The 24525-nt window shown below is 64.1% G+C and carries 21 protein-coding genes; 4 read left to right on the top strand and 17 right to left on the bottom strand.

Annotation, left to right across the window (positions count from 1 at the left end):
• Nucleotides 1-51 precede the first annotated feature (51 nt).
• Nucleotides 52-2619, top strand: a complete 2568-nt coding sequence (gene mutS, locus L1F06_RS07500; RefSeq protein WP_129483170.1) for a DNA mismatch repair protein MutS — start codon at nucleotides 52-54, stop codon at nucleotides 2617-2619.
• 139 nt (nucleotides 2620-2758) lie between these two features.
• The gene (gene fdxA, locus L1F06_RS07495) at nucleotides 2759-3082 is read left to right on the top strand and encodes a ferredoxin FdxA (RefSeq protein ID WP_012019164.1); all 324 of its coding nucleotides are present in this window, start codon (nucleotides 2759-2761) and stop codon (nucleotides 3080-3082) included.
• A gap of 483 nt (nucleotides 3083-3565) precedes the next feature.
• Here the strand turns inward: fdxA and rpoS are convergent, their stop codons facing one another.
• From rpoS to L1F06_RS07450, 9 genes are all read right to left on the bottom strand, one after another.
• Nucleotides 3566-4573 carry an RNA polymerase sigma factor RpoS gene (gene rpoS, locus L1F06_RS07490; protein ID WP_003244254.1) on the bottom strand — a complete coding sequence of 336 codons (1008 nt, stop codon included), beginning with the start codon at nucleotides 4571-4573 and terminating at the stop codon, nucleotides 3566-3568.
• Nucleotides 4574-4674: 101 nt separating this feature from the next.
• Nucleotides 4675-5556: a peptidoglycan DD-metalloendopeptidase family protein gene (locus L1F06_RS07485; RefSeq protein WP_012019166.1), complete on the bottom strand. Its 882-nt coding sequence runs from the start codon at nucleotides 5554-5556 to the stop codon at nucleotides 4675-4677.
• Between the two features lie 48 nt (nucleotides 5557-5604).
• On the bottom strand, nucleotides 5605-6543 hold the full coding sequence (locus L1F06_RS07480; RefSeq protein WP_003244249.1) for a polyprenyl-phosphate transporter: 939 nt from the start codon (nucleotides 6541-6543) through the stop codon (nucleotides 5605-5607).
• A gap of 26 nt (nucleotides 6544-6569) precedes the next feature.
• Nucleotides 6570-7247, bottom strand: a complete 678-nt coding sequence (locus L1F06_RS07475; protein WP_395504816.1) for a protein-L-isoaspartate(D-aspartate) O-methyltransferase — start codon at nucleotides 7245-7247, stop codon at nucleotides 6570-6572.
• On the bottom strand, nucleotides 7244-7993 hold the full coding sequence (gene surE, locus L1F06_RS07470) for a 5'/3'-nucleotidase SurE (RefSeq protein ID WP_003244246.1): 750 nt from the start codon (nucleotides 7991-7993) through the stop codon (nucleotides 7244-7246). The genes L1F06_RS07475 and surE overlap by 4 nt, the downstream gene beginning before the upstream one ends.
• A complete protein-coding gene (gene truD / locus L1F06_RS07465; RefSeq protein ID WP_129483171.1) occupies nucleotides 7981-9039 on the bottom strand; it encodes a tRNA pseudouridine(13) synthase TruD in 1059 nt (352 codons plus the stop codon). The genes surE and truD overlap by 13 nt, the downstream gene beginning before the upstream one ends.
• A complete protein-coding gene (gene ispF / locus L1F06_RS07460) occupies nucleotides 9036-9509 on the bottom strand; it encodes a 2-C-methyl-D-erythritol 2,4-cyclodiphosphate synthase (RefSeq protein ID WP_012019169.1) in 474 nt (157 codons plus the stop codon). The genes truD and ispF overlap by 4 nt, the downstream gene beginning before the upstream one ends.
• A 127-nt stretch (nucleotides 9510-9636) precedes the next feature.
• Nucleotides 9637-10479, bottom strand: coding sequence for an S-formylglutathione hydrolase (fghA, locus tag L1F06_RS07455; RefSeq protein WP_003244243.1), 843 nt, complete (start codon nucleotides 10477-10479; stop codon nucleotides 9637-9639).
• A 112-nt stretch (nucleotides 10480-10591) separates the two neighbouring features.
• Nucleotides 10592-11704, bottom strand: a complete 1113-nt coding sequence (locus L1F06_RS07450; protein WP_129483172.1) for an S-(hydroxymethyl)glutathione dehydrogenase/class III alcohol dehydrogenase — start codon at nucleotides 11702-11704, stop codon at nucleotides 10592-10594.
• 181 nt (nucleotides 11705-11885) lie between these two features.
• On the opposite strand from L1F06_RS07450, the gene L1F06_RS07445 reads away from it, so the two are divergent.
• Together L1F06_RS07445 and L1F06_RS07440 are read left to right on the top strand one after the other, a co-directional pair.
• A complete protein-coding gene (locus L1F06_RS07445; protein ID WP_129483173.1) occupies nucleotides 11886-12800 on the top strand; it encodes a LysR substrate-binding domain-containing protein in 915 nt (304 codons plus the stop codon).
• Between the two features lie 90 nt (nucleotides 12801-12890).
• Nucleotides 12891-13205, top strand: a complete 315-nt coding sequence (locus L1F06_RS07440; protein ID WP_003244239.1) for an HPF/RaiA family ribosome-associated protein — start codon at nucleotides 12891-12893, stop codon at nucleotides 13203-13205.
• A gap of 2 nt (nucleotides 13206-13207) precedes the next feature.
• Here the strand turns inward: L1F06_RS07440 and ispD are convergent, their stop codons facing one another.
• From ispD to dnaE, 8 genes are all read right to left on the bottom strand, one after another.
• Nucleotides 13208-13915, bottom strand: a complete 708-nt coding sequence (ispD, locus tag L1F06_RS07435) for a 2-C-methyl-D-erythritol 4-phosphate cytidylyltransferase (RefSeq protein ID WP_129483174.1) — start codon at nucleotides 13913-13915, stop codon at nucleotides 13208-13210.
• Complete coding sequence (locus tag L1F06_RS07430; RefSeq protein WP_003244235.1) at nucleotides 13912-14190, bottom strand: septum formation initiator family protein; 279 nt, start codon at nucleotides 14188-14190, stop codon at nucleotides 13912-13914. The genes ispD and L1F06_RS07430 overlap by 4 nt, the downstream gene beginning before the upstream one ends.
• Before the next feature lie 177 nt (nucleotides 14191-14367).
• Nucleotides 14368-15657 carry a phosphopyruvate hydratase gene (gene eno, locus L1F06_RS07425; protein WP_003244233.1) on the bottom strand — a complete coding sequence of 430 codons (1290 nt, stop codon included), beginning with the start codon at nucleotides 15655-15657 and terminating at the stop codon, nucleotides 14368-14370.
• Nucleotides 15658-15804: 147 nt separating this feature from the next.
• Entirely contained in the window at nucleotides 15805-16650 is an 846-nt protein-coding gene (kdsA, locus tag L1F06_RS07420) for a 3-deoxy-8-phosphooctulonate synthase (RefSeq protein WP_129483175.1), read from the bottom strand.
• A 3-nt stretch (nucleotides 16651-16653) separates the two neighbouring features.
• Complete coding sequence (gene pyrG, locus L1F06_RS07415; RefSeq protein WP_252576746.1) at nucleotides 16654-18285, bottom strand: CTP synthase; 1632 nt, start codon at nucleotides 18283-18285, stop codon at nucleotides 16654-16656.
• A 150-nt stretch (nucleotides 18286-18435) separates the two neighbouring features.
• On the bottom strand, nucleotides 18436-19758 hold the full coding sequence (gene tilS / locus L1F06_RS07410) for a tRNA lysidine(34) synthetase TilS (protein ID WP_129484125.1): 1323 nt from the start codon (nucleotides 19756-19758) through the stop codon (nucleotides 18436-18438).
• A 154-nt stretch (nucleotides 19759-19912) separates the two neighbouring features.
• The gene (locus L1F06_RS07405) at nucleotides 19913-20863 is read right to left on the bottom strand and encodes an acetyl-CoA carboxylase carboxyltransferase subunit alpha (RefSeq protein WP_003244224.1); all 951 of its coding nucleotides are present in this window, start codon (nucleotides 20861-20863) and stop codon (nucleotides 19913-19915) included.
• Nucleotides 20864-20989: 126 nt separating this feature from the next.
• Entirely contained in the window at nucleotides 20990-24520 is a 3531-nt protein-coding gene (gene dnaE / locus L1F06_RS07400; RefSeq protein ID WP_129484124.1) for a DNA polymerase III subunit alpha, read from the bottom strand.
• Nucleotides 24521-24525 lie beyond the last annotated feature (5 nt).

The following is a 24525-nucleotide window of genomic DNA, read 5'->3' as shown; positions in this document are numbered from 1 at the left end:
CCGATACCCTACACTAGGCGCTTTTGCGATTTAAGCCGGACAGTCGAGACCATGACGGACCTCTCTCAGCACACCCCGATGATGCAGCAATACTGGAAGCTGAAGAACCAGCACCCGGACCAGCTGATGTTCTACCGCATGGGGGATTTCTACGAGATCTTCTACGAAGACGCGAAGAAAGCCGCGAAACTGCTGGATATCACCCTGACCGCACGCGGCCAGTCCGCCGGTCAGTCGATTCCCATGTGCGGCATTCCCTTCCACTCGGTCGAGGGCTACCTGGCCAAGCTGGTCAAGCTCGGCGAGTCGGTGGTGATCTGCGAGCAGATCGGCGATCCGGCCACCAGCAAGGGGCCGGTGGAACGCCAGGTGGTGCGCATCATCACCCCCGGCACCATCAGCGACGAAGCGCTGCTCGACGAGCACCGCGACAACCTGCTGGCCGCCGTGCTGGGCGACGAGCGTCTGTTCGGCCTGGCCGTGCTGGACATCACCAGCGGCCGTTTCAGCGTGCAGGAGATCAGGGGCTGGGAAAACCTGCTGGCCGAGCTGGAGCGCCTGAGCCCCGCCGAACTGCTGATCCCGGACGACTGGCCGCAGGGCCTGCCGGCTGAAAAACGCAAGGGCTCGCGTCGGCGTGCGCCCTGGGACTTCGACCGCGACAGCGCCTTCAAGAGCCTGTGCCAGCAGTTCGGCACTCAGGATCTGAAAGGCTTCGGCTGCGAGAACCTGACCCTGGCCATCGGCGCCGCCGGCTGCCTGCTGAGCTATGCCAAGGAAACCCAGCGCACCGCCCTGCCCCACCTGCGCAGCCTGCGTCACGAGCGCCTGGACGACACGGTGATCCTCGATGGCGCCAGCCGCCGCAACCTGGAGCTGGACGTCAACCTTTCCGGCGGTCGCGACAACACCCTGCAATCGGTCATGGACCGCTGCCAGACCGCCATGGCCAGCCGTCTGCTGGGTCGCTGGCTGAACCGTCCGCTGCGCGATCGCGCGGTGCTGGAGGCGCGCCAGGACGCCATCGCCTGTCTGCTCGACGGCTACCGTTTCGAAACCCTGCAGCCGCAGCTCAAGGAGATCGGCGACCTCGAGCGCATCCTCGCCCGTATCGGCCTGCGCAACGCGCGCCCGCGCGACCTGGCGCGCCTGCGAGACGCCCTGGCCGCGCTGCCGGACCTGCAGCAGGCAATGACCACACTGGACACGCCACACCTGCAGCAGCTGGCCACCTCCATCGCCACCTACCCGGAACTGGCCGACCTGCTGGCCCGCGCCATCATCGACAATCCGCCCGCGGTGATTCGCGACGGCGGCGTGCTGAAGACCGGCTATGACGCCGAACTGGACGAGCTGCAGGCGATGAGCGAGAACGCCGGCCAGTTCCTCATGGATCTGGAAGCGCGCGAGAAGGCTCGCACCGGCCTGGCCAACCTCAAGGTCGGCTACAACCGCGTGCACGGCTATTTCATCGAGCTGCCGACCAAGCAGGCCGAATCGGCGCCGGCCGACTACATACGTCGGCAGACCCTGAAGGGCGCCGAGCGCTTCATCACCCCGGAGCTCAAGGAATTCGAAGACAAGGCACTGTCGGCCAAGAGCCGCGCCCTGGCCCGCGAGAAGATGCTCTACGACGAGCTGCTCGAGCGCCTAATCGGTCACCTGGCACCACTACAGGACAGCGCTGCAGCACTGGCCGAACTGGACGTGCTGAGCAACCTGGCCGAGCGTGCGCTGAATCTGGACCTGAACCGCCCGCGCTTCGTCGACGAGCCGTGCATGCGTATCGATCGGGGTCGCCACCCGGTGGTCGAGCAGGTGCTGACCACCCCCTTCGTGGCCAACGATCTGAATCTCGACGACAACCGCCGCATGCTGATCATCACCGGGCCGAACATGGGCGGTAAGTCCACCTACATGCGCCAGACCGCCCTGATCGTGCTGCTGGCGCATATCGGCAGCTTCGTCCCGGCAGCGGCCTGCGAGCTGTCGCTGGTCGACCGCATCTTCACCCGGATCGGCTCTTCCGACGACCTGGCCGGCGGCCGCTCCACCTTCATGGTGGAGATGAGCGAAACCGCCAACATCCTGCACAACGCCAGCGAGCGCAGCTTGGTGCTGATGGACGAAGTCGGCCGTGGCACCAGCACCTTCGATGGTCTGTCGCTGGCCTGGTCGGCGGCCGAGCACCTGGCGCGCCTGCGCGCCTTCACCCTGTTCGCCACCCACTACTTCGAGCTGACGGTGCTGCCGGAAAGCGAGCCGGTGGTGGCCAACGTGCACCTCTCGGCCACCGAGCACAACGAGCGCATCGTTTTCCTCCATCACGTCCAGCCCGGGCCGGCGAGCCAGAGCTATGGCCTGGCGGTGGCGCAACTGGCGGGCGTACCGGGCAGCGTAATCAGCCGCGCGCGCGAGCACCTGGCGCGCCTGGAAGCCACCAGTCTGCCCCATGACCTGCCGCGCCAGGAGCCCGGCCAGCCGCAGGTGCCGATGCAAAGTGACCTGTTCGCCAGCGTGCCGCACCCGCTGCTTGAGCAATTGCACAAGATCAACCCGGATGATCTAACGCCACGCAAGGCGCTGGAGCTGTTATATACGTGGAAGACGCAGATCTAACGCTCACTACAACAAGCTGCTAGAATCGCGCGCAATTTTACGACCGCCCGGTTTATAGCCTGAGCCGCGGCCACAGACAGAGCGCCTGACAGCCCTTCGCAGAAAGGGCGCAGGCCGCCGCCCGAGGAGAGAATCAGACATGACCTTCGTCGTTACCGACAACTGCGTCAAATGCAAATACACCGACTGCGTGGAAGTCTGCCCGGTTGACTGCTTCTATGAAGGCCCGAACTTCCTGGTGATCCACCCGGACGAGTGCATCGACTGCGCCCTGTGTGAACCCGAGTGCCCGGCTCAGGCGATCTTCTCCGAGGACGAAGTGCCCGAGGACATGCAGGAATACATCGAGCTGAACGCCGACCTGGCAGAAGTCTGGCCGAACATCACCGAGAAGAAGGAAGCCCTGCCGGACGCCGAGGAATGGGATGGCGTGAAGGACAAGCTGCAGTATCTGGAGCGCTGAGTTCGCCTGGAAACACGAAGACCCGCCGAGTGCGGGTCTTCTCGTTTCTGCGGGGCAATTTTTGATCGTTGCCGTGGCGAAACGGGCGGCCCCAAGAAATCGCAGGCAAAAAAAGGGGCGGCTTGCGCCGCCCACTTTTATTCCCTAGTCCCTTTGTTTCCCAACTCATCGTCCTGATGGATCGCATCTTGCGATAGTCCTGATCATCATCCTGATGACCTGTGCTTGTCCCTGAGCACGGGTGTGATATTAGCCGCTACGGCATTCAGCACAACCCGATCGAAATACTCCGCAAGGGTTCGCGCTCATTCGTCGGAAACTTAAAATTTCTTGATAATCATGAACTTATAAAAAATCTCGGCTCATGGAAGCCAGATATCCTCGGCCACGCGGCACAAACACTGACAACATCTGTAAGCAATGGCTTACATGCCCGCGCATAAAAAACCCGGCCGAAGCCGGGTTGGTGATCAGGGCATGGGTCTACTGGAACAACGCATCGCTGGACAGGCCATTCTTCTCAAGAATTTCGCGCAGACGCTTGAGCGCCTCGACCTGGATCTGCCGCACACGCTCGCGCGTCAGGCCGATCTCCTGTCCCACCTCTTCCAGGGTACAGCTTTCGTGCCCGCGCAGACCGAAGCGGCGCACGACGACTTCGCGCTGCTTGTCGGTCAGGTCCGACAGCCACTGATCGATGCTTTGCGACAGATCATCGTCCTGCAACAGCTCGCAGGGATCGGTCGGTCGATCATCGGTCAGGGTATCGAGCAGGGTCTTGTCCGAGTCCGGACCGAGCGAGACGTCCACCGAGGACACCCGCTCGTTGAGGCCGAGCATGCGCTTGACCTCGCCCACCGGTTTTTCCAGCAGGTTGGCAATTTCTTCCGCAGAGGGCTCGTGGTCGAGCTTCTGGGTCAGTTCGCGAGCCGCACGCAGGTAGACGTTGAGCTCCTTGACCACATGAATCGGCAAACGGATGGTTCGCGTCTGGTTCATGATGGCCCGTTCGATGGTCTGGCGGATCCACCAGGTCGCATAGGTCGAAAAACGGAACCCCCGCTCCGGATCGAATTTTTCCACGGCGCGGATCAAGCCCAGATTGCCCTCCTCGATCAGGTCGAGCAGGGAAAGGCCGCGATTGACGTAACGCCGAGCAATCTTCACCACCAGGCGCAGGTTGCTTTCGATCATGCGCTTGCGCCCGGCAGGATCGCCCTTCTGCGCCAGGCGCGCGAAGTGCACTTCCTCCTCGGGAGTCAGCAGGGGGGAGAAACCGATTTCGTTGAGGTACAGCTGAGTGGCGTCGAGCGCCCGGGTGTAGTCGATGTACTTGTGCTGCTTGGAGGGGGTGGCGTGCTTGGCCTTGGCGCGCGCGACCGGTGTTTCCACCTCATCGCTCTGAACCTCGCCCAAAACGATGCCTGGCTCCATGAGGAGCAGTTCATCGTCGACGTCAAACTCCGGCGCTTCTTTTTTGGTGAGAGCCATTGTTGTTGTCCCTAGCTGAGTTCGACAACAGACTCTGGCGGTACCTTCCTGGCCACACCGGAGCCCGTCCCTCCTACGCGATGGGACGGGCCGGCGGCGGATCAACGACGTGGCAGATACTGCAGCGGATCGACAGGTTTACCTTGGCGGCGAATCTCGAAGTGCAGTTTCACCCGGTCGGCCCCTGTAGACCCCATCTCGGCAATGCTCTGCCCGGCTTTGACCTGCTGCCCCTCCCGTACCAATAGCCTGCGGTTATGACCGTAGGCACTTACGTAGGTATCGCTGTGCTTGATGATGATCAACTCGCCGTAGCCCCGCAAACCACTCCCGGCGTACACCACTGAACCATCAGACGCAGCTAAAACAGGCTGTCCTAATTCCCCCGCGATATCAATGCCTTTATTCAAACTACCGTTTGAGGAGAAACGGCTGATGACCGTGCCCTGCGTTGGCCAGGCCCAGCCACTGGCAGAGCGGCTCACCGGCGTGACCGGTGTGGTGGCAGGCGCGCTGGCCACAGGCGGTCTGGTCGGCGCTGGCGTGGGTTGCGTACTCGGCGTGGTAGCTACCGGGGGACGGCTGGGCGCCGGCTGCGTCGCTACCGGAGCACTGCCAGCCGAAGGCGCCGAGGCTATCGGCTGAGCCGGGGTCGGGCGGTTGTCGAAGCGGATGACCTGGCCGACACGAATCAGGTAGGGGTCACGCAGGCCATTGTGCGCGGCCAACGCCTTCCAGTCCCAACCGAAACGAAAGGCAATGGAATAGAGCGTATCGCCACGCTGCACCACGTAATGACCGCTGCGTACCGGCTGACGCTGCACCACCGGAGCGCTGCCCTGATTATGCCCGCGGTCGACCACCTGAACGCCACCCGGTGGCGGACTGGCGCAACCGGCCAATGCGCTGGCGGCAAGCAAGGCGAGCCACAGGCGAAAGCCTGCAGCTCTGCGAACTAGCACGTGAACGGCAGTGCAACTCACCCAACTGCTCCCTGAACGATTCCGAATATGGCGGCTATTGTGCCGGATTTATCTGGCACGACCATCATCGGCCGGCTGGCGCCCGGCCAGCCATTCCAAACCCAGCACCAGTGCGATGCCGCCTGCCGCCAGCAGCACGGCCAGCAGCAGCTGCGGGTCCTGACCGCTGACCTCGGCGAAATGCCCGGGCAGCAGATTGTTCTGCAGCAGCGGTACCTGCGCACCCTTGCTGTCAATGCGCCAGCTCAGGGTCTCCTTCCAGGGCCATACCTTGTTCAGAGAACCCAGCATCAGCCCGGTGAGAAACGCCAGGCTGAGGTCGCGCCAGCGTGCCAGCAGCCAGCTGAGCAAACGCGCAAAACTCAGAAGCCCGACCAGACAGCCAGCGGCAAACACCCCCAGCACGGCAAAGTCGAGCTCCTTCACCGCGCCCAGCACGACCGAATAGAGCCCGAGCAGCAGCAGGATGAAACTGCCGGAAACCCCCGGCAGGATCATGGCGCAGATGGCGATGGCGCCCGCGAGGAACAGCGTCGGCAGATCGCTGCCCCACTGTACCGGCGCGGCCACGGTAATCCAGTAGGCGAAGGCCATGCCGAGCAGAAAACTCAGCGCCCGGCTCCAGTTCCAGCGCCTGATTTCACGGCCGACCAAATAACAGGACACCAGGATCAAACCGAAGAAGAACGACCAGACCGGAACCGGATGATGCTCCAGCAGATAGGTGATCACCCGCGCCAGGGTCACGATGCTGGTCAGGATGCCGCCGAAAAGCACCAGAAGGAAGGTCGCATTGGCCATCTGCCAGGCGTCCTTGAGCTTCCCGCGCAACAGCAGCACGAGCGCCTCGGGAATACTGGCGATGGAACGCAACAGCTCGTCGTAGATGCCGCTGATGAAGGCGATGGTGCCACCGGACACGCCCGGCACCACATCGGCAGCGCCCATGGCCATACCCTTGGCATAGAGCAGGAAGTGTTTCTTCATGGATCCTTCCAGAAATGAAAGAGCGGTCAGGCCAGCGGCCCGTTGAGTAAGGGGACGAAACGCACCGCATCCAGCACATGGCGAGAAAAACCATGCTCTTCGCGCACGATCAGCAGCAGTTGCTGCACATCTCCCGCGCCGACCGGGATGACCAGACGGCCACCGGGCGCCAGTTGGTCGAGCAGCGCCTGCGGAACCTGCGCCGCCGCCGCGGTGACGATGATGCCGTTGTATGGCCCCAGCGCATTCCAACCTTCCCAGCCATCACCCCAGCGAAAGACCACGTTGCGCAGGCTGAGTTCGGCCAGACGCTCCTTGGCGCGGTCCTGCAGCACCTGGATCCGCTCGACCGAGAACACCCGCTCCACCAGTTGCGCCAGCACGGCGGTCTGGTAGCCGGAACCGGTGCCGATCTCCAGTACCTTGTCCAGCGGGCCGGCAGCCAGCAGCAGCTCGGTCATGCGGCCGACCATATAAGGCTGGGAAATGGTCTGGTTGTGCCCGATGGGCAGCGCCGTGTCCTCATAGGCACGGTGCGCCAGCGCCTCGTCGACGAACAGATGGCGCGGCGTGCGCCGAATCACCTCGAGCACCCGCGCGTTGGACAGCCCCTCTTCGTAAAGACGCTGAATCAATCGCTCACGGGTGCGCTGCGAGGTCATGCCGATCCCGCGGCGCTGCATATCGTCCTGGCCACGCATCAGAAGATGCCCTCCAACCAGCCATCCATAGTTTCGAGAGCCTCATTGAAGGTGCGATCGAGCCGTAACGGCGTGATCGATACATAACCCTGCATCACGGCATGGAAATCGGTGCCCTGGCTGCCGTCCTCGACATCGCCGGCGGCGGCGATCCAGTAGCCTTCCTTGCCGCGCGGGTTGACCACCTTGACCGGCGCCGCCGCGCGTGCGCGATGGCCCAGGCGGGTCAGTTGCACGCCACGGATATGCTCCAGCGGCAGATTCGGCACGTTGACATTGAGCACGGTACGCGGCGGCAGTTCGAGGCGCTCGTGCGCTTCGACCAGCTTGCGAGCGAAATAGGCGGCGGTGGGCAGATTGTCGGGAAGACGCGAGAGCAGCGAAAAGGCGAACGCCGGCCTGGCCAGGAAGCGGCCTTCCAGCGCGGCGGCGACGGTGCCGGAATAGAGCACGTCATCACCCAGGTTGGCGCCCAGGTTGATGCCGGAGACGACCATGTCCGGGGTCTGTTCGAGCAGGCCGTTGAGCCCCAGGTGCACGCAATCGGTCGGCGTGCCATTGAGGCTGATGTAACCATTGCTCAGGGCCATGGGGTGCAGCGGACGGTCGAGGGTCAGCGCACTGCTGGCACCGCTCCTGTCTTCGGCAGGGGCAATCACCACGCACTCGGCATAATCGGCCAGCGCCTGGTGCAACGCGGCGATGCCGGGTGCGTTCACCCCGTCGTCGTTGGAAATCAGAATTCGCATGGAGTATCCGTCTGCCCTGCTGGCACCAGATCGAGAAGTTCGCGCACCACCACGGTGGCGAAACATCCGGCCGGCAGGACGAATGCAAGTTGCAGAATATCGGGTTCCGGATAATGCCATGACAGGCCGCCGATGGGGAGGCGCAGAATGCGCCGTTCGTGCGCCATGTCCGCCTTGACCAGCCAGTCCACCAATTGCCCGGCCTCGTCGGCCACGCTCTGCTCCAGCATCTGCGTAGCGCCGCCGGTCGGCAGCGGCCCGTCGCCCCACAGCGGCCCGGTCGGATGCAGGTCGAGAATGGCCAGGCGCGGATCGCCGCATTCGGCCTCGCCGGCCAGGAAGAAACTGCGGCTGCCGGTAAAGGCCAGCAGATCGCCGATCTGCGCCTGGTTCCAGGTGCCTGCGGCGACGCGACGGGCCAGTACCTGATTGAACAGGTGACTGCGCGCCGCGGAGAGCAGGCGCGAACGCAGGTTGCGCTGCACCGGCAGCTCCTGGCGGGCGGCGAAGTCTCTAGCCTGCACGACGTTGCCACCGTCGAAGCCGAAGCGCTGCAGGCCGAAGTAGTTGGGCACGCCCTGCTCCGCGACGCGCTGCAGGCGCTGCTCCAGGGCATCGCGATCCGCTTCGAGGGCTGTCAGGCGCAGGGTGAAACCATTGGCCGAATGGGCGCCGCGCTGCAGCTTGCGGTTGTGCCGCTGGCTGCGCAGGATGGCCAGGTCATCGTCCTGTGCAGCGGCCAGGTCGGGATCGGCCTTGCCCGGCAGGTGCAGGCTGAACCACTGCCGGGTCAGCGCCTGTCGATCCTTGAGCCCGGCGTAGCTGACCGCCTTGAGCGGCAGGCCGGCGGCGCGGGCGATGCGCCGCGCCGCCTCCTCGGTGTTCAGACCGCGTTTTTCCACCCACAGCCACAGGTGTTCGCCCTGCCCCGTGAGCGGAATGTCCAGCACCTCGTCGACCTGAAAATCCTCGGCACTGGCCTTGAGCACGGCGCGCCCGCAGGCTTCGCCATGGGCCCGCGGCCCCAGCAGCTGCAGCTCGTTCATGCCTTGACCAGCAAGGCTACGGCGTGCACCGCAATACCTTCCTCGCGCCCGGTGAAGCCGAGCTTCTCGGTGGTCGTAGCCTTGACGTTGACCTGATCCAGCTCGACGCCGAGGTCTTCGGCAATGCGCTCGCGCATGCTCTGGATATGCGGCGCCATCTTCGGCGCCTGGGCGATGATGGTGGCGTCGACATTGCCCACGGCGTAGCCCTTGCCCCGCACCAGGCTCATCACATGGCGCAGCAGGGCGCGGCTGTCGGCGCCCTTGAAGGTCGGATCGGTATCGGGGAAGTGCTTGCCGATATCGCCCAGCGCCACCGCACCGAGCAGGGCATCGCTCAGCGCGTGCAGCAGCACGTCGCCGTCGGAATGAGCGACAAGACCGAATTTATGGGGAATCCGTACGCCGCCGAGGGTGATGAAATCGCCTTCGCCGAAGCGGTGTACGTCATAGCCATGACCGATACGCATAAAGAACAACGCCCTGAAAAAGTCAGGGCGTGATTCTACATGCACAGACTGCAGTAGGGTGCGCCGTGCGCACCACCGAGAACCGGAGTCTGCCCTGTTGCACGCAACCTAGGCGGCCCCGCCCCTCCTACGCCAGCGCTTCGGCATGATGACGCAGGTGCTCGTCGATAAAGCTGGCGATGAAGTAGTAGCTGTGGTCATAGCCCGGCTGCATGCGCAGCGTCAGCGGATGACCGGCGGCCTTGGCGGCAGCCTGCAATGCCTGGGGTTTGAGCTGGCCTTCGAGGAAGTCGTCGCGATCGCCCTGATCGACCAGGATCGGCAGTTTCTCGCTGGCTTCGGCGATCAGCACGCTGGCATCCCACTCGCGCCAGCGCGAACGCTCCTCGCCCAGGTACAGCGAAAAGGCCTTCTCGCCCCAGGGGCAGTTCATCGGGTTGCTGATGGGGGCAAAAGCCGATACCGAGCGATAGCGCCCCGGATTCTTCAGCGCACAGATCAGCGCACCGTGCCCGCCCATGGAGTGGCCGGCGATGCCGCGCTTGTCTGAGACCGGGAAATTGGCCTCGATCAGCGCCGGCAACTCCTGCACCACGTAGTCGTACATGCGGTAGTGGCGCGCGAAAGGCTCCTGGGTGGCGTTGACGTAGAAACCCGCGCCGAGGCCGAAGTCATAGGCGCCGTTGGCGTCGTCGGCCACCCCTTCGCCGCGCGGGCTGGTATCCGGCGCGACGATGATCAGCCCGAGTTCGGCGGCCATGCGCTGGGCGCCGGCTTTCTGCATGAAGTTCTCGTCGGTGCAGGTCAGCCCGCTCAGCCAGTACAGCACCGGCAGCTTGGCGCCCTGCTCGGCCTGCGGCGGCAGGTAGACGGCGAACACCATGTCGCAGTTGAGGCTGCTGGAGCGATGGCGGTAGCGCTTGTGCCAGCCGCCGAAGCTCTTGTTGCTGGAAACGATTTCGAGGGTCATGACCACTCCGTAGGGTGCGCCGTGCGCACCAGGGTTAGCGGTGCGCGCAGCCCAGGCGGCCCCGCGCACCCTACGAAAGAATCCGCACGACCATCGGCCGTGCGGCGCGTCATCAGAAATGAATGACGGTACGAATGCTCTTGCCTTCGTGCATCAGCTCGAACGCTTCGTTGATCTGATCCAGCGGCAGGTTGTGGGTGATGAAGGTATCCAGCGGAATCTCGCCGCTCTGCGCCTTTTGCACATAACCCGGCAGTTCGGTACGGCCCTTCACACCACCGAAGGCGCTGCCGCGCCAGACGCGACCGGTGACCAGCTGGAACGGGCGGGTGCTGATCTCGGCACCGGCCGGCGCCACGCCGATGATGGTCGACTCGCCCCAGCCCTTGTGGCAGCACTCCAGCGCGGCGCGCATCAGCTGCACGTTGCCGATGCACTCGAAGCTGTAGTCGACGCCACCGTCGGTCATCTCGACGATGACTTCCTGGATCGGCTTGCTGTGCTCCTTCGGGTTGACGAAGTCGGTCAGCCCCAGCTCACGCGCCACGGCTTCCTTGGCCGGGTTGATGTCGATGCCGATGATGCGCGCAGCCTTGGCCATCTTGGCGCCGATGATGGCCGCCAGGCCGATGCCGCCCAGACCGAAGATGGCCACGGTGGAGCCTTCGGTGACCTTGGCGGTATTGAGCACGGCGCCAATGCCGGTGGTCACGCCGCAGCCGAGCAGGCAAACCTTCTCCAGCGGCGCCTCCTTGGGAATCTTGGCCAGGGAGACTTCCGGCAGCACGGTGTACTCGGAGAAGGTCGAGCAGCCCATGTAGTGGTAGATCGGCTCGCCGTTGTAGGAGAAGCGACTGGTGCCGTCGGGCATCAGGCCCTTGCCCTGGGTGGCACGCACGGAGCTGCACAGGTTGGTCTTGTTGGATTTGCAGAATTTGCACTCGCCGCATTCGGCGGTGTACAGCGGAATCACGTGATCGCCGACCGCCAGCGAGGTGACGCCCTCGCCCACCGCCTCGACGATACCGCCCCCTTCATGACCGAGAATGCAGGGGAACACGCCCTCGCTGTCCTGGCCGGACAGGGTGTAGGCGTCGGTGTGGCAGACGCCGGTCGCGACGATGCGCACCAGCACTTCACCGGCCTTGGGCGGCGCCACATCCACTTCGACGATTTTCAGGGGCTCGTTCGGGGCGAAGGCGACGGCGGCGCGGGACTTGATCATGACAGCTCTCCGGGGGAGTCGTGGACAATGGCCGGCAGTCTAGTTCACATACCAGGCGAGACAATCAGCAGAAGAGCAAAACATTATTGCCATATAGGGATAATATTGGGCCTCCTTACATCGCCCGCAAGCGGGCTCCTACAAGTGCAGGATGCAATCGGGCACAGGAGAAAAAGCATCGATGAATCGCTGGGAAGGGCTCGACGAATTCGTCGCCGTCGCAGAATGCGGCCAGTTCAGCGCCGCCGCCGAGCGCCTGGGGCTGTCCACGTCACAAGTCAGCCGCCAGGTGGCACGCCTGGAAGAACGCCTGCAGAGCCGCCTGTTCTACCGCAGCACCAGGCGGGTGGCGCTGACCGAGGCCGGCCAGTTGTTTCTGCAACACTGCCAGCGCCTGCAGGATGCCCGCGAAGAAGCCCTGCGCGCGGTTGGCGATCTCGGCGCTGAACCCAAGGGGCTGCTGCGCATGACCTGCGCGGTAGCGTATGGCGAGCGTTTCATCGTGCCGCTGGTCAACGACTTCATGGCGCGGCATCCGCAGTTGCGCGTGGAGATAGAACTGTCCAACCGCCAGCTCGACCTGCTGCACGAAGGCCTGGACCTGGCCATACGCCTGGGTCGCCTGCAGGACTCGCGCCTGATGGCCGCGCGCCTGGCCCCGCGAGAAATGTACCTGTGCGCGGCCCCCGAGTATCTGCAGCGCTACGGGCGCCCGCACTCGCTCTCCGAACTGGCCCGACACAACTGCCTGATCGGCAGCAGCGATCACTGGAGCTTCGTCGACAACGGACGGGAGACGCAGTTGCGCGTGCAGGGCAACTGGCGCTGCAACAGCGGCCAGGCGGTACTCGATGCGGCGCTGCGTGGTTTCGGCCTGTGCCAGCTACCCGATTACTACGTGCTGGAGCATCTGGCCAGCGGCGCACTGGTGTCCCTGCTGCAACAGCACCGCCCGCCGAATACCGCGGTCTGGGCGCTCTACCCGCAGCAACGGCATCTCTCGCCGAAAGTGCGCCAACTGGTCGACCACCTCAAGGCGGGCTTGAGCGAGCGCATCGAGTACCTCCCGCAACAGAATGTCACAGCCAACGGTTGAACCGTGGGGGATCGGCAAGGCCATACTGAAAGCAGGACTCTTTCAGCGGCGCTGACGCCGCGTTCCCCCTGGCAACAGAAGGAAAGCCTCATGCAAGTCATGGTCAACAGCGATAACCACATCCACGGTTCTGCCGCCCTGGAAGACCGAGTACGCGGTCGGGTCACCGACAAACTCAAGCGTTTCGAGGATCATCTGACCCGCATCGAAGTGCATTTCAACGACGAGAACAGCCACAAGAGCGGCGGCCAGGACAAGCGCTGCCAACTGGAGGCTCGCCTCAAGGGTCGAGACCCGGTCTCGGTCAGCCATAACGCCGATCAGTTGGAACAGGCACTGGAGGGCGCCATCGACAAGCTCGGTACGGTGCTGGAACGCAATATCGGCAAGCAGCGCCCCAGCTGATCTCAGCGCTGCCGGTCGCGTTCGACCCAGGCCTGGCGTAACCAGGCCAGGTCCTCGGGGCGGGTGATCTTGAGATTGTCCGCCCGCCCCTCCACCAGACGCGATGATTGCCCGCACCACTCCAGCGCGGAGGCCTCATCGGTGATCGGCACGCCTGCCGCCAGCGCGCCACGCAGCGCCTGGCTCAGCGCCCCAAGGCGGAACATCTGGGGCGTATAGGCCTGCCAAATCTGGCTGCGATCGACGGTTTGCGCCACCCGCCCATCCGCGTCGGCACGCTTGAGGGTGTCACGCACAGGCACCGCGAGCAGACCGCCGACCGGGTCGTCCGCCAGAACGGCCAGCAACCGTTGCAAATCTTCGCGCGCCAGATTGGGCCGCGCTGCATCGTGCACCAGCACCCAGTCTTGCTCACCTGCGCCGGCCGCCTGCAACGCATCGAGCCCCGCCAGTACCGAGTCGGCGCGCTCACGCCCGCCTGGCGCACGCCTTACGCGCGGATCACTGGCTACTGCCAGTTGCGGCCAGTAGGGGTCGTCCGCAGCCAGGCACACCACGGCGCCCAACAGGTCGGGATGATCGAGAAAACAGTCGAGGGTGTGTTCGATGACGCAGCGCCCGCCGACTTGCAGGTACTGCTTGGGCCGATCAGCGGCCATTCGCGCACCGACGCCGGCGGCCGGGACCACCAGCCAGAATTTCGTGCTCATTCGGTCAGCAGATAGAGGGTTTCGCCCTCTTTGAGCATGCCCAGCTCATGACGCGCCCGCTCTTCCACGGTCTCCATGCCGCGCTTGAGCTCCATCACCTCGGCCTCGAGGATGCGGTTGCGTTCCAGCAGGCGCTCGTTCTCGCCCTGCTGCTCGGCGATCTGTTGCTGCAGACGGCTCGCGGCAGCCAGGCTGCCATCGCCTATCCACAGTCGATACTGCAGACCGGCCAGCAAAAGGATCAGCACGATGAACAGCCAATACGGACTACGCATGGAGCGGCTCGCAGATTGAGTCATCGGCATGGTAGGGGCTGCATTCATGCTTGAAAAGAAGCCGACTGATGAGTGACATGGGGTTTCGGTACCTGCATCCGTGCAATGGTTCCCAGGGATCGACGAAGCGTCCACGAAAAAGGGCGACTTGCGTCGCCCTTTTCTACCACGCAGTGATCAGCCGCGGAACTCGGCACGGCCCTTGTACGGAGCCTTGCCGCCCAGCTGCTCTTCGATGCGCAGCAGCTGGTTGTACTTGGAAACGCGGTCGGAACGGCACAGCGAACCGGTCTTGATCTGACCTGCGGCAGTACCCACGGCCAGATCGGCGATGGTGCTGTCTTCGGTTTCGCCGCTGCGGTGCGAGATCACCGCGGTAAAGCCGGCGGCCTTGGCCATCTGGATGGCTTCCAGGGTCTCGGTCAGCGAGCCGATCTGGTTGAACTTGATCAGGATCGAGTTGCCGATCTTCTCGTCGATGCCGCGCTTGAGGATCTTGGTGTTGGTCACGAACAGGTCGTCGCCAACCAACTGCACCTTGGCGCCGATCTTGTCGGTCAGCACCTTCCAGCCAGCCCAGTCCGACTCGTCCATGCCGTCTTCGATGGAGATGATCGGGTAACGCTGGGTCAGGCCAGCCAGGTAGTCGGCGAAACCGGCGGCGTCGAATACCTTGCCCTCGCCTTCCAGGTCGTACTTGCCGTCCTTGAAGAATTCGCTGGAAGCGCAGTCCAGCGCCAGGGTCACGTCGTCACCCAGCTTGTAGCCGGCGTTGGCCACGGCCTCGGCGATGGCGGCCAGGGCGTCTTCGTTGGAGGCCAGGTTCGGCGCGAAGCCGCCTTCGTCACCCACGGCAGTGTTCAGGCCACGGGCCTTCAGTACGGCTTTGAGGTGGTGGAAGATTTCGGCGCCCATGCGCAGGGCATCGGCGAAATTCTTGGCGCCGACCGGCTGGACCATGAACTCCTGGATGTCGACGTTGTTATCGGCATGCTCGCCGCCATTGATGATGTTCATCATCGGCACTGGCATGGAGTAGACACCCGGGGTGCCGTTCAGGTCGGCGATGTGCGCATACAGCGGCACGCCCTTGGCCTGAGCAGCGGCTTTGGCAGCGGCCAGGGACACGGCGAGGATGGCGTTGGCGCCCAGCTTGGCCTTGTTCTCGGTACCGTCGAGCTCGATCATCGCGCGGTCCAGCGCCTGCTGATCGGTCGCGTCCTTACCCAGCAGCAGGTCGCGAATCGGGCCGTTGATGTTGGCGACGGCTTTCAGCACGCCCTTGCCCAGGTAACGGCTCTTGTCGCCGTCACGCAGCTCCAGCGCCTCGCGCGAGCCGGTGGAGGCGCCGGACGGAGCGCACGCGCTGCCGACAATGCCACCTTCCAGAATTACATCGGCTTCCACGGTGGGGTTGCCACGGGAGTCGAGAACCTCACGACCCTTGATGTCGACGATCTTTGCCATTCTTGATAACGCTCCAAAGGTTGACGATAAGACGGCAGCAGCAGGCTGCGCTGGGCCGCCGCTACCCGAGGGCAGATCGGCGGCTCACTCTGACTCACGGGTCAGGGGGATTTTTCTCGGGCGGCACTTTACCGGATTGCGTCGGCTTCAGGCAGTCTCGATTGGCGGAAAACTCTTCACCAGATCGTCAAGCTGCTTGAGCTGGGTGAGGAAAGGCTCCAGCTTGTTCAGGCGCAAGGCGCACGGGCCATCGCACTTGGCGTTTTCCGGGTCCGGATGCGCCTCGAGGAACAGACCGGCCAGACCCTGGCTCATGCCGGCCTTGGCCAGGTCGGTGACCTGGGCACGACGGCCACCAGCGGAGTCGGCGCGACCACCCGGCATCTGCAGGGCGTGGGTCACGTCGAAGAACACCGGGTATTCGAACTGCTTCATGATGCCGAAGCCGAGCATGTCCACCACCAGGTTGTTGTAACCGAAGGAGGAACCGCGCTCGCAGAGGATCAGTTGATCGTTACCGGCCTCTTCGCACTTGGTGAGGATGTGCTTCATTTCCTGCGGGGCGAGAAACTGCGCCTTCTTGATGTTGATCACCGCACCGGTCTTGGCCATGGCCACCACCAGGTCGGTCTGCCGCGAGAGGAAGGCCGGCAGCTGGATGATGTCGCACACTTCGGCCACAACAGCCGCCTGATGCGGCTCGTGGACGTCGGTGATCACCGGTACGCCGAAGGTCTTCTTCACCTCTTCGAAGATCTTCATGCCCTCTTCCAGGCCAGGGCCGCGGAAGGAGGTGATGGAGGAACGGTTGGCCTTGTCGAAGCTGGCCTTGAACACGTAGGGGATGCCGAGCTTCTCGGTCACCCGCACGTATTCCTCGCAGGCCTGCATGGCCAGGTCACGCGACTCGAGCACGTTGATGCCACCGAACAGCACGAACGGCTTGTCGTTGGCGATCTCGATATCGCGAACCTTGATGATCTTCTGCGCCATGTCTTAGGCCTTCTTCGCTTTCTGCGCCAGCGCGGCGTTGACGAAACCGCTGAACAGCGGGTGACCGTCACGCGGCGTGGAGGTGAATTCAGGGTGGAACTGGCAGGCGACGAACCACGGATGATCCGGCGCCTCGACCACTTCCACCAGCGCGCCGTCGCCGGAACGACCGGTGACCTTCAGGCCAGCCTCGGTCAGCTGCGGCAGCAGGTTGTTGTTCACTTCGTAACGGTGACGGTGACGCTCGACGATCACGTCCTTGCCGTAGCAATCGTGCACCTTGGAGCCGGCCTGCAGCTGGCAGTCCTGCGCACCCAGGCGCATGGTGCCGCCCAGGTCAGAGTTCTCGCTGCGCTGCTCGACGCTGCCCGCGGCGTCCTGCCATTCGGTGATCAGGCCGACCACCGGGTGTTGGCTGGCCATGTCGAATTCGGTGGAGTTGGCATCGGTCCAGCCCACCACGTTACGGGCATACTCGATGACCGCCACCTGCATGCCGAGGCAGATGCCCAGGTAAGGGATCTTGTTCTCGCGGGCGTACTGCACGGTCTTGATCTTGCCTTCCACGCCGCGCAGACCGAAGCCGCCCGGGACCAGGATGGCATCGACGCCTTCGAGCAGGCCGGTGCCCTGGTTCTCGATGTCTTCGGAGTCGATATAACGCAGGTTGACCTTGGTGCGGTTCTGGATGCCGGCGTGGCTCATCGCTTCGATCAGCGACTTGTACGCATCGAGCAGCTCCATGTACTTGCCGACCATGGCGATGGTGACTTCTTTCTCCGGGTTGAGCTTGGCATCGACCACGCGATCCCACTCGGACAGGTCGGCACCGCCGCACTCCAGACCGAAACGCTCGACGACGAAGTCATCCAGGCCCTGGGCATGCAGAACGCCCGGAATCTTGTAGATGGTGTCGACGTCTTCCAGGCTGATCACCGCGCGCTCTTCGACGTTGGTGAACAGGGCGATCTTGCGACGCGAAGACACGTCGATCGGGTGGTCGGAGCGGCACACCAGCACGTCCGGCTGCAGGCCGATGGAGCGCAGCTCCTTGACCGAGTGCTGGGTCGGCTTGGTCTTGGTCTCGCCGGCGGTGGCGATGTACGGCACCAGAGTCAGGTGCATCAGCATGGCGCGCTTGGCGCCCACTTCCACGCGCAGCTGGCGAATGGCTTCGAGGAACGGCTGCGACTCGATGTCGCCAACGGTGCCGCCGATTTCCACCAGGGCCACGTCGGCATCGCCGGCGCCCTTGATGATGCGACGCTTGATTTCGTCGGTGATGTGCGGAATGACCTGGATGGTCGCACCCAGGTAGTCACCACGGCGCTCCTTGCGCAGCACGTCTTCGTACACGCGGCCGGTGGTGAAGTTGTTGCTCTTGCTCATCGTGGTGCGGATGAAGCGCTCGTAGTGACCCAGGTCGAGGTCGGTCTCGGCGCCGTCATGGGTGACGAACACCTCACCGTGCTGGAACGGGCTCATGGTGCCCGGATCGACGTTGATGTAAGGGTCCAGCTTGAGCATGGTGACCTTCAGGCCCCGCGCCTCCAGGATGGCCGCCAGTGAAGCCGAGGCGATGCCTTTCCCCAATGAAGAAACAACACCACCCGTGACGAAGATGTAGCGCGTCATGAAAAACCCTAGAAGTCTGCGTTTAAGCGGTCAGTGCCGCCGGGGAAAGCGAAGGAGCGCCATCGACAACACAATGGCAAGCTCGCCAAGCTCCCTGAGGGAGTCGGCAAAAGCTGTAGTAAGACGGGAGCGTAGTCTACCCGAAAGGCCTTACCAGCTCAAACCTCGATCACCGATAGGCGGCGACCAGTGCAGACGCACCCCGCTCGCCGCCATTCCTGGCGCTTGCGTCAGGTTCGCCACCGCCACCAGCTCGCCCCCATCGAACAGCAAGGGCAGACGCGGCCGCACGAAGGCCGGCACACGCCATTCGTTCAAGAGGCGCTTGAGGTCACGATGACCACGCCCCGGCAGCAGCAGCGACTCGCCACCCCGGCGGTAACGCAGATGCCAGCGAGCCCGCGGCAGCTCGCCAGCCAGATGCACACAGCCATTGCCAGGCAACTCGACAGGTTCGCCAAGCGCACCGCAGGGTAGATCAAGCGGCTGCGGCGGCCTCAACCACTCCCCGCTGAGCCACCAGAGCCGCCCCTCCGCCCTGCGCAGCTCGCCATCGGCCAGTTTCCAGATCGGCGTCGCATCCGCAGCCGCATCACGCAGGTCATACCAACCGGCCCAATGGTCGCTGTCGGGCATTCGGCTCAGGAGCGCCAACCAATGCCGCAGCAGATTGCGCTGACGCGCATCGCTCAGCGCGGCCACGGCCGACACATCCAGGGAAGGCAACGGCAACCAGGGCAAAGCGCAAACGCCACGAGCAGCCAGCAGATCCATCTCGGCCAGCTCTTCCAACAGCTGCTGGGCCTCGCCCAGATGGCCGGCGCTGCGTGAAAGGCTTGCAGCTAGCTGCGGCCAGCGCTCGGCCAGCAGCGGCATCACCTGCCTGCGCAGGAAATTGCGACTGAAACGCTCGTCGGCATTGCTCGGATCCTCGACCCAGGCAAGCCCACGGTTCTGCGCATAGGCATGCAATTCGGCCCGCGAGCAGCCGAGCAAGGGCCGAAGCAGAGTGCCGCAACCCAGTGAGCGGCTGCCCGGCATGGCCGCCAGGCCGCGCACGCCAGCCCCACGCAGGAGACGAAACAGCAGGGTTTCGGCCTGGTCGTCGCGATGCTGGGCACCGAGCAAAATCTCGCCAGGGCCCAGCCGCTCAGCGAACGCCGCATAGCGCGCCCGCCGCGCGGCCTGCTCCAGACTGGCCCCCGGCGCCACCTGCGCCCTGACGATGTCCAGGGGAATATCCAGCCGCGCGCAGACCTGCGCGCAATGCTCAGGCCAGGCATCGGCAGCCGGCTGCAGGCCATGATGGACATGAATGGCGGAGAGCGGCGGCAACTCCTCGTGCTCGGCCCAGTCGGCGAGCAGATGCAGCAGCACGCTGGAGTCCAGGCCACCGGAGAAGGCGATACGCCAGGCAGGAGCCGTGCGCCACGGCTGCATGGCCTGACGCAGGCGAATGGTGAGATTGGTCATCGGCCAAGCTTAAACAACAACGGGCCCGAAGGCCCGTGGTGGCGTGCGATAGATATCGTAGGGTGCGCCGTGCGCACCAAGATACCGGCGCTACAGCCATTGGTGCGCACAGCCTGGGCGGCCCCGCGACACCCTACAACAGCCGTTGAGAAACTCAGGCGATGCCGTAGCTCATCAGGCGCTGGTAACGACGCTCCAGCAGCGCCTTGGTGTCGTGCTTCTGCAGGCTGGCCAGTTGCTTGGTTAGCTCCTGACGGATCGACTCGGATGCCGCAGCCGGATCGCGGTGTGCGCCGCCCAGCGGCTCGGCGATCACCTGGTCGACGATACCCAGGTCCTTCAGACGCTCGGCGGTGATGCCCATGGCTTCGGCGGCATCCGGGGCCTTCTCGGCGGTACGCCAGAGGATCGAGGCGCAACCTTCCGGCGAGATCACCGAGTAGGTGGAGTACTGCAGCATGTTCAGCTGATCGCAGACGCCGATGGCCAGCGCGCCGCCGGAGCCGCCTTCACCGATCACGGTGGCGATGATCGGGGTCTTCAGACGCGCCATGACGCGCAGGTTCCAGGCGATGGCCTCACTCTGGCCGCGCTCCTCGGCATCGATGCCCGGGTAGGCGCCGGGGGTGTCGATAAAGGTGAGGATCGGCATCTTGAAGCGCTCGGCCATCTCCATCAGGCGGCAGGCCTTGCGGTAGCCCTCGGGACGCGGCATGCCGAAGTTGCGGCGCACCTTCTCGCGCACTTCGCGGCCCTTCTGGTGACCGATGACCATCACCGGCTGCTCGCCGAGACGGGCGACACCACCGACGATGGCGGCGTCATCGGAGAAGTGACGGTCGCCATGCAGTTCGTCGAACTCGGTGAAGATGTGCTGGATGTAATCCAGGGTGTAGGGGCGGCGCGGATGGCGTGCCAACTGGGCGATCTGCCAGCTGGTGAGGTTGCCGAAGATGCTTTCGGTCAGCGCACTGCTCTTGTCCTGCAGGCGGGCGATCTCGTCGCCGATGTTCAGCGCGTTGTCATTGCCAACCAGGCGTAGCTCTTCGATCTTGGCTTGCAGGTCGGCGATCGGCTGTTCGAAATCGAGGAAATTCGGGTTCATAGTCATCCGTCTTGCGTCGACGGCCAAGTGGCCGGGGAGCTTTATCCATGTGGCGCCCTACCTTAAGGGATGGGGCGCTGCGGGTCGAGTCTGCTGCGCGAAGAGGGAGACCAGCCCCCTCTCGCATCAGCGGTAGTGCAAAAAGACGTTGTCGCGCCCGAACTGGTCACGCAATGCCTGAATCAAAGTGTCGGCCGGGTCGATTCGCCAGGCATCGCCGAATTGAAGCAAGGCGCGTGCCTCATCGCCACTGTAGTCGACGGTCACCGGGCAGGCGCCCCTGTGCTTGCTGCACAATTCGGCCAGCCAGCGCAGGCGATCGCCCTTGAGCGCTTCGCTGGCGACCCTCACGCGCAGGCTGTCGGCCAGACCGGTCCGCGCCTCTTCCAGGCTCATCACGCGCTTGGCGCGCAGACGCAGGCCACCGGAGAAGTCGTCATTGCTGACTTCGCCTTCAACCACCACCAGCGCATCGTTCTGCAGCAGCGCCTGGTTACTGGCGAAGGCATCGGCGAACAGCGAGGCCTCGATGCGCCCGGAGCGGTCGTCCAGGGTGATAAAGCCCATCTTGTCGCCCTTCTTGTTCTTCATCACCCGCAGGTTGACGATCATCCCAGCGATGGTCTGGGTGTCGCGCGCGGGCTTGAGCTCGACGATGCGCTGGCGGGCGAAGCGGCGAATCTCGCCTTCGTATTCGTCGATGGGGTGGCCGGACAGGTAGATGCCCAGGGTGTCCTTCTCGCCTTTCAGGCGTTCCTTGATCGGCAGTTCGCGGGCCTTGCGGTGGTTGGCATAGACATCCGCCTCGGGCTCGGCGAACAGGCCGCCGAACAGGTCCATATGGCCGCTCTCGGCGCTGCGCGCGGTCTGCTCGGCGGACTGCACGGCCTCTTCCATGGATGCCAGCAGCACGGCGCGGTTCTTGTCCACGCTGGCCTGGTAGGCCTTGAGCTCGTCTTGGTAGTAGGGGCCGAGGCGATCCAGCGCGCCGCTGCGGATCAGCGCTTCGAGGGTGCGCTTGTTGATGCGCTTGAGGTCGACGCGGTTGCAGAAGTCGAACAGGTCCTTGAACGGCCCGCCCTCGGCGCGGCATTCGACGATGGCCTCCACCGGCCCCTCGCCCACGCCCTTGACCGCACCGAGGCCGTAGACGATGCGGCCGTCGTCGTTGACGGTGAACTTGAATTCGGAGACGTTCACGTCCGGCGGATCGATGCGCAACTTCATGTTGCGGCACTCCTCCACCAGGATCACCACCTTGTCGGTGTTGTGCATATCCGCCGACAGCACCGCGGCCATGAAGGGCGCCGGGTAATGCGCCTTGAGCCAGGCAGTCTGATACGACACCAGGCCATAAGCAGCGGAGTGCGACTTGTTGAAGCCGTAACCGGCGAACTTTTCCACCAGGTCGAAGATGTTGCCGGCCAGGTCGGCATCGATGCCGTTGTTGGCACAGCCCTCGATGAAGCCGCCGCGCTGCTTGGCCATCTCCTCGGGCTTCTTCTTGCCCATGGCGCGACGCAGCATGTCGGCGCCGCCGAGGGTGTAGCCAGCCATTACCTGAGCGATCTGCATCACCTGTTCCTGGTACAGGATGACGCCGTAGGTGGGCTTGAGCACCGGCTCCAGGCCTGCGTACTGGTAATCCGGGTGCGGATAGGACAGCTCGGCGCGGCCGTGCTTACGGTTGATGAAGTCATCCACCATGCCGGACTGCAGCGGGCCGGGACGGAACAGCGCCACCAGTGCGATCATGTCTTCCAGGCAGTCGGGCTTGAGCTTCTTGATCAGCTCCTTCATGCCGCGCGATTCGAGCTGGAAGACCGCGGTGGTCTCCGCCTTCTGCAGCATGTCGTAGGTCTTCTTGTCATCCAGCGGGATGAAGTCGATGTTGACCAGTTCCTCGTCCGCGGCGCCGTCACGCTTCTGGATGCGGTGGATGGTTTCCATCGCCCACTTGATGATGGTCAGGGTGCGCAGACCGAGGAAGTCGAACTTGACCAGGCCGGCCTGCTCGACGTCGTCCTTGTCGAACTGGGTCACCAGGCCGCCGCCCTCCTCGTCACAGGCGATCGGCGAGAAGTCGGTGAGCTTGGTCGGTGCGATCACCACGCCGCCGGCGTGCTTGCCGGTGCCGCGCACGATGCCTTCGAGCTTGAGCGACATGTCCCAGATTTCCTGGGCTTCCTCGTCGTTCTTGAGGAACTCGCGCAGCGGCTCCTCCATCTCGTAGGCCTTCTCCAGGGTCATGCCCACTTCGAAGGGGATCATCTTCGACAGGCGATCGGCCAGGCCGTAGGACTTGCCCTGCGCCCGCGCCACGTCGCGCACTACCGCCTTGGCCGCCATCGAGCCGAAGGTGATGATCTGGCTGACCGCGTTACGCCCGTATTTCTCGGCCACGTAGTCGATCACCCGGTCGCGGCCGTCCATGCAGAAGTCGACGTCGAAGTCGGGCATGGAAATCCGCTCGGGGTTGAGGAAGCGTTCGAACAGCAGGTCGTAGGCCAGGGGATCCAGGTCGGTGATCTTCAGCACATAGGCCACCAGCGAGCCGGCACCCGAACCACGGCCTGGGCCGACCGGCACGCCGTTGTTCTTGGCCCACTGGATGAAGTCCATCACGATCAGGAAGTAACCGGGGAAACCCATCTGGATGATGATGTCCAGCTCGAAGTTGAGGCGGTCGACGTAGACCTGCTTCTTCGCCTCGTAATCCGGCGTGTCCTTGGGCAGCAGGACCTGTAGACGCTCCTCCAGGCCCTCGAAGGAGGCATGACGCAGGTAGTCGTCGATGCCCATGCCGTTGGGCGTGGGGAAGTCCGGCAGGAAGTACTTGCCCAGCTGCACATCGATATTGCAGCGCTTGGCGATCTCGACGGTGTTTTCCAGGGCTTCCGGCAGATCGGAGAACAGCTCCCACATTTCCGCCGGAGTCTTGAGGTACTGCTGGTCGGAGTAATGCCGCGGCCGGCGCGGGTCATCCAGGGTACGGCCCTCGCCGATGCAGACGCGGGTTTCGTGCGCCTCGAAGTCGTCCTGCTTGATGAAGCGCACGTCGTTGGTCGCCACCAGCGGCGCCTCGACGCGATCGGCCAGGGCCACCGCGGCGTGCAGGTATTCCTCGTCGCCGACACGGCTGGTGCGCTGCACTTCCAGATAGAAGCGGTCCGGGAACACCGCCATCCACTCGCGCAGGCGCGTTTCCGCCAGGGCTTCGTCACCGGCCAGCAACGCCAGGCCGACTTCGCCTTCGCGCGCGCCGGACAGCGCGATCAGGCCTTCGGCCGCGTCCTTGACCCACTCACGCTGGATGATCACCAGGTCGTTGCTCTGCCCCTCGGCCCAGCCGCGGGAAATCAGCTCGGTGAGGTTGCGATAGCCCTTGGGGTTCATCGCCAGCAGGGTCAGGCGCGTCAGCGGGCCGTCTTCCTCGGCGCTGGCCATCCAGATATCGGCGCCGCAGATCGGCTTGACCCCGGCGCCCATGGCCGTCTTGTAGAACTTCACCAGCGAGCACATGTTGCTCATGTCGGTGACAGCAACCGCCGGCATGCCGGCCCCGGCCACGGCCTTGATCAGCGGTTTGACCCGCACCAGGCCATCGACCAGGGAGTATTCGGTGTGCAGACGCAGGTGGACGAAAGCTTGGGTCATGGGCG

The organism is Pseudomonas hydrolytica (assembly GCF_021495345.1).
GTDB lineage: Bacteria > Pseudomonadota > Gammaproteobacteria > Pseudomonadales > Pseudomonadaceae > Aquipseudomonas > Aquipseudomonas hydrolytica.
The sequence above is the reverse complement of the archived record's forward strand: the minus strand, read 5'-3'. Positions and strand labels throughout refer to the sequence as shown.